A 14002-nucleotide genomic window follows, 5' to 3' on the forward strand; every position below is an offset into this window, starting at 1 on the left:
AGTGGCGAGGGCAGGCTTTCCGTCGTCGAAAGCCCGCCTTTGCGGTGAAGGACGAAAAGCTATTTCCAGGGGAATCCGAACTGCCGAACCGGGCTTGTCCAACAACCGGTTCAGATCGTGGCTCGCGTAGCGATCACGATCTAACCTTAATCGTTCAAGCAAGACGAACTCCTTGCTGCCTCATTACCCGCGCCAGGCTAAGCATTTTTCTGAATTCAGTTTGGTACGTTTTTGGGACGCCTATTTCACGGCAGAACGACTCAGGATCGACACCTTCCAACGCGGCAGCGTTTTTCAGAACCTGGAAATGAAACATGGCAATCTTTTGGTTACCAAGTGCTGCGTCATGAACTGCTCTTCTGATTTCGTCGATCACGGCTGCAAGGCCTCCTGTTGAAATGCCCAACGTAGAGCTAACCGGCGCTGCGCGGCCTTATCGCGCAGCGTCCAGCGACCGAAGGGAGCGAAGTTGAGCGCCATGTTAGGGCGAGCGTTTGACATAGCCTGTGAGTTCACGGAATGTATTTGCTTCACCTTCGCTTGCCCTTCGAAACGAGATGACCCTCACTGTTTCATCGGGGCGCATGGTTGTAACCATTAGGACGACATCGCCACAGTCATCAACGCTAAGGTGCATATGGCGAACCTCACCGTTGTGCATGAATGCATAGCTCACCGCGTGGGGAGGTTGATTGCCCAGTGGAAGAACAAAGCGTTCGAGTAGATGCACTGCGCTTTCCAATGAATAGCCGTGTTGCTCACGGTTGATATATTCCTTGTCAATGTCGTAGTCGATCTTCGTTCGACCAAACACGACTCTGAATTCATGGGTAGGAATACCCAATTTCGCTGGAATATCCATGGCCCTAACGTTTTAGGTAAAGGGCGGCCCGCTTGCGGGACGTCCAGCGACCGAAGGGAGCGACTTTGACCGTAGTGTTAGCCGGCACGGACATGAGTAACCCCAAGGCGGACTACCGTACAAACGCCAATAACGATGGCGAGTAGTAGCGCAATGACGACAAATTGAAAACCAAACTGTAACAGCCCACCCTCAATAGCCTTGTGGTGAGCGGGCTGATTTAGTAGGCCAGAAGCGAATTGGCTGCTACTGATGACGAGCGCGCCAACAATGCAATAGACGGTGAGGGAGACAGCCTTGCGTAGCCAGTAAATGGCGCCGATACACACTGCGATTTCAGGTGTGAAAACCATGCACCAAACGTACATGGGCACCGACTGCCAAGTGGCTAGTTGAGGAACAACCCAAGGCTGATAAACGAACTGCTCACTCAGCACGAAGGCAATGCCGAGAGCTAAAGCAAGGAGAACAGGCCTAAGAATTGAGCGCATTTTATGACGGCTAACGTTCAAGGTCAGGGACGCTGCGCGGCTTTATCGCGCAGCGTCCCCTGCACCGCAGGGGGAGGGTTAGCCATTGAGGTCATATATCTCTACGGTATTTGGATGAAATACGTCTTCGACCTTCTTGTTTGTGTCAAACCAAACGCACAGCAAACCGGGGTCGGGAGCGGTTGCGTGGTAGTCGCCGATATTGTGAACCGTCATCGGGGGGCCTCCACTCTTCAGGATTACAACATCACCTATCTTGTACTGGGTTTGTGCCATCTGCTTCTCCTTCCCCACTGGTTTCACGGAAAATTTCATCAAGCATGGCGAGTAACTGATGCTCTCGCCTTTGGAGTAACTGCATTCTCACCAAGCGTGGATCATTCGCCGTGTAGGCAACCCCACGCATATCGCGTAGTTCATTTTTGTAGTGATCTAGCAGGAAATTGATCGCTGAAAGCCGGGCAGACTTCTCAGCTGTAGCAGCCTGTGCGCGCAAAGCCTTTTCGGAGAGTTCCTGAGCATGAGCGGATCGACTCAGCTCTTCCCGAGTTAGCTCAAGCTCTCGCCTTGATAGCTCGAGTTCGCGCGACGAGATGCTCAATTGCTTGCTTTGTAGAACTATGGTTAGCACCAAGGCATTGAGGGTCAGAAACGCCAGAATTGGGTTTGCAGTTCCACCAACAAAATCGCCAAATTGTCCCCATGTAGCCGAGTCGGCGCTGAGAGTTCCGTTCGAAAACTGCAGGAAGTACAACCCGAAAACTGCAGCCAATACGGAGCTGGCAACAGCAACGATCCAGCCGATCCAGCGCATGAGATCAAAGTGGGTCGCGGCGTCGAATTTCTCGGGCAGATTGCGTTTCATTGTTTTTGTAATGTCAAATGGCTAACGAATAGGGTTTATCCCTCGCGGCACGCAACTGAGTTCGAAGTGAGTGCGCATGTCGCGAGGGATAAGCCTTGTTGAACTGAACCGCCGGGAAAGAGGTAACACTGGGGATTCTACGCCCGGGAAATGCACCTTGGGTAGATCAGGCCGAGGAGCGTCCAGGCGTGGAGGACGAAACCACGGCCGGCAAGCGGCGGAGGGGGAGCATGCCGTGTTGGGTGCGAGCTGCGTGAGGTGGCAACGGAGGTGCTCTCGGGGCAGTCCGGGATGCGGGGGCATGGGACTTCCGACGAGCCCGTTGGCACGTCATTGACATATGGAGATGGGTGGGCGGCACGTGTCATGGTGGGCCATCGCGGCAGCGGGGTGCCGGGGGCAATACGGCGACGGTGCGCCAGTGCCCGTTGGCGCAGTGGGGGCAGCGGCTCGGATCGTGGCCTGTGACGCGGGCGAGGAAAGCGTGTGCGGCTTCAATCGCGGCGGTTTGAGGTTCGGGCATGGCCAGTGCGGCCCGTGCGACGGCAAGGCGCGCCCGTTTATGGGCGCTCGCGAGCAGACCATAGTGCCGGATGCGCTTGAAGCCCGCGGGGAGCACGTGGTGCATGAAGCGGCCGATGAATTCGCTGACGGGCAGCGTCACGGTACGTCTGTGTCCGAGGCGCTTGTCTCTCACCCGGATCTGTACCTGATCGTGCTCGCTGCTGAGGATGCGTTCGTTGGAGATGGCGACCCGGTGGGTGTAGCGCGCCAGGTAGTCCAGCACCTGGGCCGGCCCACCGGGGGGGGCTTGGCATAGACCACCCAGTCGTGGGCCAGCAGGGTTTGGCGGCGTGCCCGCCAGGCAGGGGGCGCGGCCTGGGGATCGTTGGGAATTGTCCCGTTCTGTCGGGCTTGATCCAGCGCATCGAGAAACTTGCCCCCGGGTTGGTATCGACATCAAAGCGTTCCATTAGAAGCTTCTCCACTCGTCCAGTGGCAAACCGTCGGCTTCGATGGTGGCGTTGTAGGCGGCGATGAAGTCGGCGTGATCCTCACGCCACCTGCGTTCCTGCTCATGGCGCACGACTTCACGCAGATGGTTGTCGCAGACCTGAGAGATGTTGATCCCCAGGCGTTTGGCAGCATCCAGAACATCGCTGCTCAGGCTCAGATTGGTGGCGTGTTTAACGGGCATGTCTGCTGGCACGCCGTGGGGGGAGCAGGCTAGCGTTGTAGTCCATGACTGAAAGCACGCCATCGATTTGCTGCTTCTGGAAGGTGAATCCACCTGCTATTCTTGCAAATCGAAACCATAATTTTTGATTTACAAGAATAGCAGGTGCCTATGTATCCACGCCACGCCCATGCCACGCTGGTGCGTCTGGCCCGGGGCTTTCCGGTGCTGGCGCTGACCGGGCCGCGTCAGTCCGGCAAAACGACGCTGGCTCGGGCCAGTTTTCCGGAGAAACCCTACGTTTCACTGGAAAACCCTGACGAACGTGATTTTGCCGAGCAGGACCCCAAGCGCTTTCTGGCGCGTTTCCCCGAGGGTGCAATTCTCGATGAGGTGCAGCGCTGCCCGGAATTGTTGTCGTGGTTACAAGGCGTGGTCGATGAGCGCCCAGTGATGGGCCAGTTTGTGCTGACCGGCTCGGCCCAGTTCGATCTGATCGCCGGCATGAGCCAGTCGCTGGCTGGCCGGGTTGGGCGGGTGGAGCTCTTGCCCTTGTCGCTGGGTGAAATGCAGGGCGCCGGCTTGTCGACCACGCTTGACCGACTGTTGCTGAATGGCACTTACCCGGCGATTTATCAGCGCGAGCTGGCGGCGAACGACTGGTTTCCCAACTATGTGGCGACCTATCTCGAACGTGATGTTCGGCAGATCATTGCCGTGCGCGATTTGTCGCAGTTCCAGCGCTTTGTCCGGATGTGCGCGGCGCGTTCAGGGCAATTGCTCAATCTGGCGGCATTGGGCGCGGATTGCGGCATCTCGGCGGTTACGGCGCGTGAGTGGTTGTCCGTCCTGGAGGCCAGTTATCTGGTGACGCGTCTGCCACCGTATTTCCAGAATTTTGGCAAACGGCTGGTGAAGTCGCCCAAGCTGTATTTCCTGGATGTGGGCTTGATGGCCTGGTTGCTGGGGATTCGCGACGAGCTATCAATCTCCACGCACGCCGCCCGGGGTGCCTTGTTTGAAACCTGGGTGGTTTCGGAAATGATCAAGCAGCGCTTCAACGCTGGCCAGCCGGCCGACCTGTATTTCTGGCGGGACAGTGCCGGGCACGAGATCGATGTGGTGTACGAGACAGCCGCGGGTTTGCAGGCGGTCGAAATCAAGTCGGGCAGCACCTTTGCGGCGGACTGGACGGATGGGTTGCAGAAGTGGCAGAAATTTGCCGGCGACACGTCAACGCGACAGCCGATCCTGATTTATGGCGGAACGGAGAGCCACGAGCGGGAGCATTGCTTTCTTCGCGGGTGGCAGGACATGGCGCGGCGCTGACTTCGATAGGCGCAGGGCTACTTGTGATTTCGGTGTTTTTTCGGGTCGAGTTGCCATGGCGTGACGACCCGCCGGGGAACGGTGTGTGAGGCCGGCTTGTGGGGGCGACTTCAGTCGCCCGCGGACTCCGGTCAACGGTTTGCCCGTTCATCAACGTGCGGAGGGCGACTGAAGTCGCCCCTACATTCGCCCTGCAGAGGGGGGCTCCATCCCTGCTTCAGTAAATCTCCCGCGTCTCCAGGAACTTGATGTCGGGGAAGCGTTCCTGGGCCATTTGCAGGTTAACCCGGTTGGGGGCGAGGTAGACGTAGTCGCCGTTGCCGTCGAAGGCCATGTTGGCCGGGGATTTGTCCGCGAGGGCCTTGAGGTCGGCGTCGGAGCCGCGCAGCCAGCGGGCGGTGGCATAGGCGCAGGATTCGAACATCACGTCCACGCCGTATTCAAACTCCAGCCGGTGGGCGACCACGTCGAACTGCAGGGTGCCGACGGCGCCGAGGATGAGTTCGTTGGTGGTGGTGGGGCGGAAGAGCTGGGTGGCGCCTTCCTGGGCGAGCTGTTCGAGGCCCTTCTGAAGTTGCTTCATCTTCAGGGGGTTCTTGATCTGGGCGCGGCGGAAGTGTTCCGGGGCGAAGCTGGGGATGCCGGTGAATTGCAGGTCTTCGCCTTCGGTGAAGGTGTCGCCCAGGTGGATGGTGCCGTGGTTGGGGATGCCGATGATGTCGCCGGCGAAGGCTTCGTCGGTGGTGTTGCGGTCTTGCGCCATGAAGGTGATGGCGTTGTTGATGGCGAGGCTCTTGCCGGTGCTCACCTGCTTGAGCTTGCCGCCGCGCTCGAAGCGGCCGGCGCAGACGCGGATGAAGGCGATGCGGTCGCGGTGCTTCGGGTCCATGTTGGCCTGGATCTTGAACACGAAGCCGGAGAACTTGGGCTCGTCGGGCTGCACCTGGCGGCTCTTGGAGGGGCGGGCCAGGGGGGCGGGGGAGAGGTCCACCACCGCGTCGAGCAGGCTCTGCACGCCGAAGTTGTTGACCGCCGAGCCGAAGAACACGGGGCACTGCTTGCCGGCCAGGTAGGCTTCCCGGTCGAAGGTGTGGGAGGCGCCGCGCACCAGTTCGATGTCCATGCGCAGCTCGTCGGCCTGGTCGCCGATGACTTCATCCAGGCGCGGGTTGTCGAGGCCCTGGATGATCTCTGAGGTGCCTTTTTCGGCCTGGGGGTCGAAGAACTGGATGCTGTCGTTGTAGAGGTGATACACGCCGCGGAAGCGCTTGCCCATGCCGATGGGCCAGGTCATGGGGGCGCACTGGATGCCCAGCACCGATTCGATTTCGTCGAGCAGCTCGATGGGTTCGCGGCCTTCCCGGTCGAGCTTGTTGATGAAGGTGACGATGGGCGTGTCGCGCAGGCGGCACACGGCGAGCAGCTTGATGGTCTGGGCTTCGACGCCGTTCACCGAGTCGATGACCATGACCGCCGAGTCCACGGCGGTGAGGGTGCGGTAGGTGTCTTCGGAGAAGTCTTCGTGGCCCGGGGTGTCGAGCAGGTTGATGACGCACTCGCGGTAGGGGAACTGCATGACCGACGAGGTCACCGAGATGCCGCGCTGCTTTTCCAGTTCCATCCAGTCGGAGGTGGCATGGCGCGCGGCCTTGCGGGCGCGGATTTCGCCGGCCACCTGGATGGCGCCGCCGAACCACAGGAGCTTTTCGGTCAGCGTGGTCTTGCCCGCATCGGGGTGGGAAATGATGGCAAAGGTGCGACGGCGGGCGATTTCCTGGGTGGCGGACATGGTGCGGTGCGGAATGCTGAAAAGCCCGCGATTATACAAGGCCTTGCGTGATCTCCCCAGCCTGTCGGGGTTGAGGGGGGGACGTACCGTGGGGTCGAATTCATCCTAATTTCCTCCATTTGACACGTCGTCTGACGGTCGATACGGTCTCTCCTGTAGGGGCGACTTGTAGGGGCGACTTCAGTCGCCCATCCGCGCGCCGATCACCGACACACCCTTGATCTCAGTCCGCGGGCGACTGAAGTCGCCCCCACAGTCCCTCCAGCCGCCCTCAGCGGGTCCCATAAACCCCTTCAGCTTCACTCGACCACTTTTCCTCTGGCAGCTTTCAGAACTCCAGCAACATCAGCCGCCGCCCGCCGGCCTCCCGTTTGCCCATCAGGCGGAAGCCCAGGCGGGCGAAGCGGCGGCTGCGGGCGGTGGACACGAGGAGGCGGCCGTGGGGGAAGTTCTCCATGGCCCAGGCGATGCGGGTGGCGATGAGGGCCCGGGCGATGCCCTGCCCGCGGGCGTGCTCGGCAACAGCGGAGAGGTAGAGGATGTGGGTGTCGCTGGCCCAGTCGGCGGCCTTGATGCCCCCCACGCCCACCACCTCGCCGCGCTGGCGGCAGATGAAGAAATGGCGGTAGAAGGGCGGCGGCGCGGCCTGCAGTTGTTCGACGATGCGCGCGTGGCTGTAGCGCTCCGGGTCGGCAAAGGCGGCGAGCAGGATGCGGGCGGCCGCGTCCCGGGCGGCCGAGTCGGTGGCGTCCAGGGGGCTGATGTGCAGTTCGCCATCGGGCTCGGCGGTGTTGATCGCGTTCTCCTTGCCGGCCGGGGGGCCGGTTTTGGACGCTATTGGAGCTTCGCGATGTTGCAGCGGTGTTGCGGCCGGCTCAGGGAACGACGAAGAAGCGGTACTTGCGGGGCAGGTTGCCGCGTAGCTGGATGACGCCACCGCGGGTGCGCCCTGCGGCACCGGGTTCGCGGGTGTAAACCTTGACCTTGGGGGAGGGCTCGACGAGCAGGCGGTCGGCGTCGCAGCGGATCACGCCACCTTCCATTTGCTGGTTGATGCACTGGGACAGCCAGGCCGGGCCGACGATGGGCGGCTCCGGGGCGGCTTCTTCCACGATGATCTCGGGGCTCTTTACGTCGGGTTTGTCCGCCTTGGTGGCCGGCTTCTCGCTGCGCGGGGGGCGTGGCTTGGCGGGCACCGGGCGGCTGACCGGGCTCGGGCTTGCATCGTCCCGGCCGGTGGCGGGGGGGCTGGGGGGTGTAGGGGTGTCCGGTGTCGGCGGTGAAAGGCTGCAGGCGGTCAGCATGCAGGCCGCGAGCAGCGCCGAAAGAAGAGGGGGGAATCGGGTGGGGTTCATGGTGATCCTGCCTTGCAGCGCGGGATCTTAGCACGGGCTCAAGCCGGGGTCGGAATGTTACAGACGGTGTCTTGCGGGCTTCCCGGGGCCGCCGGGCGTGTCCGGCGGCTCCTGCCCGGAGGGCGGCAGATCAGAAGGCGCGCCCCAACCGGGTGGAGTTCTTCGGGTCGCGGAAGACCAGCGGGCGCGCGACGCCGGGTTTTTCCGCCTCGGCGAGGGCGGCGTCGATGAGGGCGTGGTCGGGGGACTTGGGGCACACCGGGTCGGTGGCGCCGGGGTCGCCGGTGAGCATGAAGGCCTGGCAGCGGCAGCCGCCGTGGTCCTTGTCCTTGTCTTCGCAGCTCTGGCAGGTGGATGGCAGCCACGCCGTGCCGCGGAAGCGGTTGAAGAGGGGCGAGTCGTGCCAGATCCAGTCGATGCTGTGATCGCGCACATCGGGAAACTCCAGCCCCGGCAGCATGCGGGCGGTGTGGCAGGGCAGGGCGAGGCCGTCGGGGGTGACGGAGAGGAAGACCTCGCCCCAGCCGTTCATGCACTTCTTCGGCTTCTTCGTCTGGTAGTCGGGGGTGACGAAGAGGATGCGCATCTTCTTGCCGAGCCGGGCCTTCCAGCGTTCGGTGACGGCTTCGGCCTCGGCCAGCTGGGCGGCGCTGGGCATCAGGGCCTGCCGGTTGAGGAAGGCCCAGCCGTGGTACTGGGTGTTGGCCAGTTCCAGGTATTCGGCGCCGATCTCGGCGGCCATCTCGATGATGCGGTCCAGGTGGTCGATGTTGGTCCGGTGTAGCACGCAGTTGATCACCGTGGGGTAGCCGGCGGCCTTGGTCATGGCCGCCACCTTGCGTTTCAGGTCGAAGGTACGGGTGTTGGTGATGAGGTCGTTGGCTTCGCGGGTGGCGTCCTGGAAGGAGAGCTGGATGTGGTCCAGGCCGGCGTCCTTCAGGGCGGCGAGGCGGGCTTCGGTGAGGCCGACGCCGGAGGTGATGAGGTTGGTGTAGAAGCCCAGCGCGCGGGCTTCGCGGACGAGGATCTCGATGTCGTCCCGCAGCAGGGGTTCGCCGCCGGAGATGCCGAACTGGGCGGCGCCCAGGGCGCGGGCTTCGCGGATGACCTTGAGCCAGTCTTCGGTGGACAGCTCCGGCCCGGCCTGGGCGAAGTCCACGGGGTTGTAGCAGAAGGCACAGTGCAGGGGACAGCGGTAGGTGACCTCGGCCAGCAGCCACAGGGGGCCGGGGCGGCGCTGCATGGCGTCGGGCGGAACGAGCAGGGTGTCCATCAGTCGGTGTTCCAGGTGATCCAGTTCTGGGCGTCGGCCATCTCCAGAAAGGCCTCGACTTCGGGGGCCAGGCCGCTGGCGTTGAAGGCGGCCTCCAGGTCGGCCACGATCTGCGGCACCGTGCGTGCGCCATCACAGCGCTTGAGGATCTCCCCCGCGCTCTGGTTGAGCTTGACCATGCCTTCCGGATAGAGCAGCACATGGGCCTGCTGGGCGGGCTCCCACTGGAAGCGGAACAGGCGGTGGATGGCGGGGCGGGCGGGGTGCTGGGTCATGGTCGATATGCGAGGTGGGGTTCGCAGGGGTCTGCAGGGATTTGTTGGGGTGTAGGGGCGACTTCAGTCGCCCATCCGATCGTTGATCACCAGCAAAGCGTTGATCGAAGTCCGAGGGCGACTGAAGTCGCCCCTACGAGTCGCCCCTACGAGTCGCCCCTACGAGTCGCCCATCCGAGTCACCCCTGCAAGTCGCCGCTACAGGGCGCGGGCGTCCAGGCCGTACTTGATCATCATCGCGTCGTTCATGGCCCACAGGATGTCGAGCTTGAACTTGAGGATCTCCAGGGCGCGTTCCTGCTGGGCGCGGGTGTCGAAGTAGGCGAGGGTCACGGCGAGGCCTTGTTCCACGTCGCGGCGGGCCTGGGTGACGCGGTTGCGGAAGTACTGCAGGCCGTCGGATTCGATCCACGGGTAGTGCTCGGGCCAGTTGGCCAGGCGCTGCTTGTGGATGGTGGGGGCGAAGAGCTCGGTGAGGCTGGAGCACACCGACTCCTGCCAGGGGCGCTGGCGGCAGAAGTTGAGGTAGGCGTCGCAGGCGAAGCGCACGGCGGGTATCACGTGACGCTGGTCGACGATCTCCTCGCGGGAAAGGCCCACGGCCTGGCCGAGGCGCAGCCAGGCTTCGATGCCGCCGGCGTCGTCGCCGTGGCCGTCGTGGTCGAGGATGCGCTGGATCCATTCGCGGCGCACGTCCCGGTCGGGGCAGTTGGACAGCACCGCCGCGTCCTTCTGGGGAATGATGATCTGGTAGTAATAACGGTTGGCCACCCAGCCCTGGATCTGCTCCCGCGTCGCCTTGCCGGTGTTGAGCATGACGTTGAAGGGGTGGTGGATGTGATACGCGGCGCCCTTGTCGCGCAGCTGCGCTTCGAATTCTTCAGGCGTCCAGGGGCGAAGGGGTGTGCTCACAGGTCGATCTCCATGCCGTCGTAGGCCACCTCGATTCCGGCGGCGGTGAGGATGGCGCGCTCGGTGGAACCCTCGTCGAGGATGGGGTTGGTGTTGTTGATGTGGATGAGGACGCGGCGGATGTGCCGGGGCAGGCGGGCGAGCTGCTCGATCATGCCGCCAGGGCCGCTCTGGGCCAGGTGGCCGATGTCGCGGGCGCGCTTTGTGGAAAGGCCCAGGCTGATCATCTCGTCGTCGGTCCAGAAGGTGCCGTCCACCATCACGCAGTCGGCGTTGCGCATGGCGGCAAACACGGCGTCGTCCACCTCGGCCAGGCCCGGGGCGTAGAACACGCGGCGGCGGGTGGCGGGGTCGCGGATGGTCAGGCCCACGTTGTCGCCGGGCACCGGATTGCCCCGGTGGGGCGAGTAGGGGGGCGCGGCGGAGAGCAGGGGCAGGGCCTGCCAGTCGAGGCTTTCGCTGCCCTCGGGATGAAAGGGCTCGCCGCCGGCGGGCAGGGGGCGACGGTCAACCCCGCAGTAGTGTTCCAGCAGATGCAGGATGGGGTTGCCGCGGGTCAGGTCTTCATACACCGGGTCGGTGCACCAGATGGGCCACGGGCTGCCTTTCTCGCGCAGCATGTACAGGCCGGTGGTGTGATCGATCTGCGCATCCACCAGCACCACCGATTCGATGCCGCAACCGCGCAGCCCGCCGGTCGGCCAGGTGCCGGCAAAGGCCTGGAACTGCTGGAGGATGTCGGGGGAGGCGTTTACCAGGGTCCATCGGGCGCCCTCGGCGCTCACGGCGATGGAGGACTGGGTGCGGCGCTGAAAGGCGGCGTGGCCTTCACGCACGGCCCGGCAGTTGCGGCAGTTGCAGTTCCACTGGGGGAAGCCACCGCCGGCGGCGGCGCCGAGAACTCGGATTTTCATGGTCGGGGGCGTGGGGGGAGGGGCGCGGTGCCGGCCGCGGGGGTCACGGCCGGCACTACCGGGGCCGGGCTTACTTGGCGGCGATGTACATGGTGATTTCGAAGCCAAAACGCAGGTCGCAAGCTTGGGGGGTGGTCCAGGTCATGATCAGTCTCCAATATTCGGGTTGAGGTTTTCCGGCCCGCCGGTGGCGGTACCGTGAGGCAGAGTGTGTCAAAGGGCGGCATACTCCCGCCTCACGAAAATCATGATTCGCGGGCGAGGCCCGCCGCTGCCATGCCCGTCGATGCCTGCTTCTTCCTGCCCGTTGGCGATGGGCACCGCCTGTGGGTGGAGACCCGTGGCAACCCGGCCGGCGAGCCGGTGCTGGTGCTCCATGGGGGGCCGGGCAGTGGCTGCAGCCCGCGTTTCCCGGCGCTTTACGATGGGGCGCGACAGTGGCTGGTGCTGCCCGATCAGCGCGGTGCCGGGCGCTCCGAGCCAGCCGGGGAGCGGACGGCCAACACCACGGCCCACCTCATTGCCGACCTGGAGGCCCTGCGCCTGCACCTGGGCATTGCCCGCTGGCGGGTGACCGGCGGCTCCTGGGGCGCGACCCTGGCCATCGCCTATGCGGCAGCCCATCGTGATGCGGTTATCGACCTGGTGCTGCGCAGCGTGTTCGTTCCTTCGCGGGCGCGGGTGGATGCCTTCTTCGGCAGCACGCTGCCCCTTGACGGGCTGGCCGCCGGTCTGGATCACATCGACCCGGCCGTGGCCCGGGCCGCGGCGCTGGCCTGGTGGCGTCACGAGCTGGGCATGGCGGGGGCCACGGCAGTGGCGGCGGCGCCGGACGACGGGGCGCTGGATCGCCTCGTGCTCAAGTACCGCCTCCAGGCCCATTACCTGCAGGCGGAGTGCTTTCTGGGGGAGGCGGCGTTCTTCGCGGCCTGCAGCCGTCTGGCGGGCGTACCGGTAACGCTGCTCCACGGCCGTGAGGATCGGGTCTGCCCACCCGACAGCGCCAAGGCCGTCCATGCCCGCCTGCCGGGCAGCCGGCTGGTGTGGGTGGAAGGCTGCGCCCACGATCCTTTTCACCCCGCCATGCAGGCCGCCTGGCGGGCAGCGCTGTTGTCCGCCGAATGACGCCATGCCCCGACACCTGCTCTACCTGATCGTCTTCATCGAAGGTTTCTGCTCCCTGGGGGCCGAGGTCATCGCCCTGCGCCGGCTGGTGCCCCACGTGGGCAGCTCGATTGTCGTCACGGCGCCGACCATCGGCTTCTTTCTGCTGGCCCTGGCATTGGGGTATGCGTCGGGGGCCCGGGTGAGCGAGCGCTTCACCGCCGTGGTGGCCCGCAACTTCGTGGTCTCGGCCTTGCTCGTCGGCCTGGGCCTCGCCCGCGTCACCGTGGATGGGATGTTTGCCCACGTGCAGCCGGCAGGTGTGGCCTATCTGCTGTTCATTGGCGGCGTGCTGTGCCCGGTGGCCTGGCTGCTGGGGCAGACGGTGCCGGTGCTCACCAACCTCATGAAGCACATGCGCACCGGCGAAGCCAGCGGCTACGCCCTGTACTGGTCCACCCTGGGCTCCTTCCTGGGCTCGGTGAGCCTCGCACTGCTGGTGATGCAGTGGCTGGGGGTGTCGGCGGCGGTGCTGGTCTGTGCTTCACTGCTGGCGGCGGGCAGCCTGCTTCTGGGTGGGGCGGGCTGGCGGCCCTGGGCTGCAGCCCTGGCGGCGGGCTTGGGGGCGCTTGGTATCAACCTGTTTCCGCCCAGCCAGGTGGCGGACACGGCCTATGCCGATTACACCGTTGAGGCGGTGAAGCTGCCCGATCACACGGACCCCCGCGCCTTCTTCGTCAACAATTCGCTGGCTTCCCTCGTGGACGACAGCGAACCGCCGCGCTATGCCCGCTATGTGCAGCACCTGCGCCGCATCCTCCTGGAAGATCTGGCCCTGCGCGACAAGGCCGTGCTGGTGCTGGGGGCCGGCGGCTTCACCCTCTCCCACCGGGAGCCGTCCAATCGCTACACCTATGTGGATATCGACCCGAAGATCCGCGGGATCGCGGAGGCGCGTTTTCTCAAGGCGCCCATCCGCGGCGAATTCATCGTGGATGACGCGCGGCGTTACGTGCGCGCTACTGCCGAGCGCTACGACGCGGTGGTGGTGGATGTGTTCAGCAGCCACACTTCCATCCCCGGGCATCTGGTGACCCGGGAGTTCTGGCAGGACACGCGCCGGGCGCTGGCGCCGGAGGGGGTGCTGCTGGCCAACCTGATCCTCGACGGCAAGCTCGAGACGCCCTACGCCCGCAACCTGCTGGCGACCATCGAGAGCGTCTTTGGGCGTTGCGGGGTGGATGTGCTGCACCGGGGCAAGCCGCTATCCAACGTGATCGTGAGCTGCCATGCCAGCAGCCGGCCGGGCGGGGTGACACCCTATTCGGACGAGCGCAACGGGGCCGATGTGGATCTGGCGCGCTCGCGCTGAAGGGGTTTTCCGGGCAATTGATTCGTGTCAATGAGGTGGCGGGAGGGGGCAGCATACGATCCGCTCCACAACCCGCCAGACGGGTTTCCCAAACCCCCCATGACGAATACGAGAGCCCCATGCCCAAGTCCCACCTTATTCCCCTGATCCTCGTCGGTCTGCTGGCCGCCTGCGGCAAGTCCGAAGCACCTGCCCCCGCGGCCCCTGCCGCAGCACCCGCCCCGGTGGCGGCTGCCCCGGCCCCGGCGCCTGCTGCTGCCGATGGCGGCAAGGGCGCCGACATC

17 protein-coding genes and 1 pseudogene are annotated in these 14002 nt (G+C 64.3%); 3 read left to right on the forward strand and 15 right to left on the reverse strand.

Annotated features, from left to right (window positions below; all coding sequences use genetic code 11):
• Positions 1-154: 154 nt before the first annotated feature.
• The 7 genes and pseudogenes from J0L98_RS18870 to J0L98_RS18895 form a co-directional block, all read right to left on the reverse strand.
• Positions 155-376 (reverse strand): hypothetical protein, encoded by a 222-nt coding sequence (locus tag J0L98_RS18870; protein WP_296413466.1) that lies wholly within the window; start codon positions 374-376, stop codon positions 155-157.
• Positions 377-481: 105 nt separating this feature from the next.
• Positions 482-862 (reverse strand): BrnT family toxin, encoded by a 381-nt coding sequence (locus J0L98_RS18875; protein WP_296413467.1) that lies wholly within the window; start codon positions 860-862, stop codon positions 482-484.
• A gap of 77 nt (positions 863-939) precedes the next feature.
• Positions 940-1374 carry a hypothetical protein gene (locus J0L98_RS18880; protein WP_296413468.1) on the reverse strand — a complete coding sequence of 145 codons (435 nt, stop codon included), beginning with the start codon at positions 1372-1374 and terminating at the stop codon, positions 940-942.
• Positions 1375-1431: 57 nt separating this feature from the next.
• The gene (locus J0L98_RS21665; RefSeq protein WP_365955105.1) at positions 1432-1668 is read right to left on the reverse strand and encodes a DUF2158 domain-containing protein; all 237 of its coding nucleotides are present in this window, start codon (positions 1666-1668) and stop codon (positions 1432-1434) included.
• Positions 1601-2218 carry a hypothetical protein gene (locus J0L98_RS18885; protein WP_296413469.1) on the reverse strand — a complete coding sequence of 206 codons (618 nt, stop codon included), beginning with the start codon at positions 2216-2218 and terminating at the stop codon, positions 1601-1603. Before J0L98_RS18885 ends, J0L98_RS21665 begins: the two co-directional genes overlap by 68 nt.
• A 364-nt stretch (positions 2219-2582) precedes the next feature.
• Positions 2583-3160, reverse strand: a pseudogene (locus J0L98_RS18890) (transposase); the annotation flags it as partial.
• A gap of 31 nt (positions 3161-3191) precedes the next feature.
• Entirely contained in the window at positions 3192-3416 is a 225-nt protein-coding gene (locus J0L98_RS18895) for a type II toxin-antitoxin system CcdA family antitoxin (protein ID WP_296413470.1), read from the reverse strand.
• Between the two features lie 150 nt (positions 3417-3566).
• Between J0L98_RS18895 and J0L98_RS18900 the strand changes: the two genes are divergently transcribed.
• Positions 3567-4724 (forward strand): ATP-binding protein, encoded by a 1158-nt coding sequence (locus J0L98_RS18900; protein WP_296413471.1) that lies wholly within the window; start codon positions 3567-3569, stop codon positions 4722-4724.
• A 217-nt stretch (positions 4725-4941) separates the two neighbouring features.
• On the opposite strand, the gene J0L98_RS18905 is transcribed toward J0L98_RS18900, so the two are convergent.
• The 8 genes from J0L98_RS18905 to pqqA form a co-directional block, all read right to left on the reverse strand.
• Complete coding sequence (locus J0L98_RS18905; protein ID WP_296413472.1) at positions 4942-6513, reverse strand: peptide chain release factor 3; 1572 nt, start codon at positions 6511-6513, stop codon at positions 4942-4944.
• Between the two features lie 328 nt (positions 6514-6841).
• Positions 6842-7450 carry a GNAT family N-acetyltransferase gene (locus J0L98_RS18910; RefSeq protein ID WP_296413473.1) on the reverse strand — a complete coding sequence of 203 codons (609 nt, stop codon included), beginning with the start codon at positions 7448-7450 and terminating at the stop codon, positions 6842-6844.
• Positions 7389-7868 carry a hypothetical protein gene (locus tag J0L98_RS18915; RefSeq protein WP_296413474.1) on the reverse strand — a complete coding sequence of 160 codons (480 nt, stop codon included), beginning with the start codon at positions 7866-7868 and terminating at the stop codon, positions 7389-7391. Before J0L98_RS18915 ends, J0L98_RS18910 begins: the two co-directional genes overlap by 62 nt.
• Before the next feature lie 130 nt (positions 7869-7998).
• The gene (gene pqqE / locus J0L98_RS18920; RefSeq protein WP_296413475.1) at positions 7999-9141 is read right to left on the reverse strand and encodes a pyrroloquinoline quinone biosynthesis protein PqqE; all 1143 of its coding nucleotides are present in this window, start codon (positions 9139-9141) and stop codon (positions 7999-8001) included.
• Positions 9141-9416, reverse strand: a complete 276-nt coding sequence (gene pqqD, locus J0L98_RS18925; protein ID WP_296413476.1) for a pyrroloquinoline quinone biosynthesis peptide chaperone PqqD — start codon at positions 9414-9416, stop codon at positions 9141-9143. The genes pqqE and pqqD overlap by 1 nt, the downstream gene beginning before the upstream one ends.
• A gap of 198 nt (positions 9417-9614) precedes the next feature.
• Positions 9615-10328, reverse strand: coding sequence for a pyrroloquinoline-quinone synthase PqqC (pqqC, locus tag J0L98_RS18930; protein WP_296413477.1), 714 nt, complete (start codon positions 10326-10328; stop codon positions 9615-9617).
• Positions 10325-11242, reverse strand: a complete 918-nt coding sequence (gene pqqB / locus J0L98_RS18935; protein ID WP_296413478.1) for a pyrroloquinoline quinone biosynthesis protein PqqB — start codon at positions 11240-11242, stop codon at positions 10325-10327. The genes pqqC and pqqB overlap by 4 nt, the downstream gene beginning before the upstream one ends.
• Before the next feature lie 70 nt (positions 11243-11312).
• Positions 11313-11387: a pyrroloquinoline quinone precursor peptide PqqA gene (pqqA, locus tag J0L98_RS21670; RefSeq protein WP_139379539.1), complete on the reverse strand. Its 75-nt coding sequence runs from the start codon at positions 11385-11387 to the stop codon at positions 11313-11315.
• Between the two features lie 131 nt (positions 11388-11518).
• Between pqqA and J0L98_RS18940 the strand changes: the two genes are divergently transcribed.
• Both J0L98_RS18940 and J0L98_RS18945 read left to right on the forward strand, forming a co-directional pair.
• Positions 11519-12367, forward strand: a complete 849-nt coding sequence (locus tag J0L98_RS18940; RefSeq protein WP_296413479.1) for an alpha/beta fold hydrolase — start codon at positions 11519-11521, stop codon at positions 12365-12367.
• A 4-nt stretch (positions 12368-12371) separates the two neighbouring features.
• On the forward strand, positions 12372-13718 hold the full coding sequence (locus tag J0L98_RS18945) for a fused MFS/spermidine synthase (RefSeq protein WP_296413481.1): 1347 nt from the start codon (positions 12372-12374) through the stop codon (positions 13716-13718).
• Positions 13719-14002 lie beyond the last annotated feature (284 nt).

Source organism: Zoogloea sp., assembly GCF_017302315.1.
Lineage (GTDB): Bacteria > Pseudomonadota > Gammaproteobacteria > Burkholderiales > Rhodocyclaceae > Zoogloea.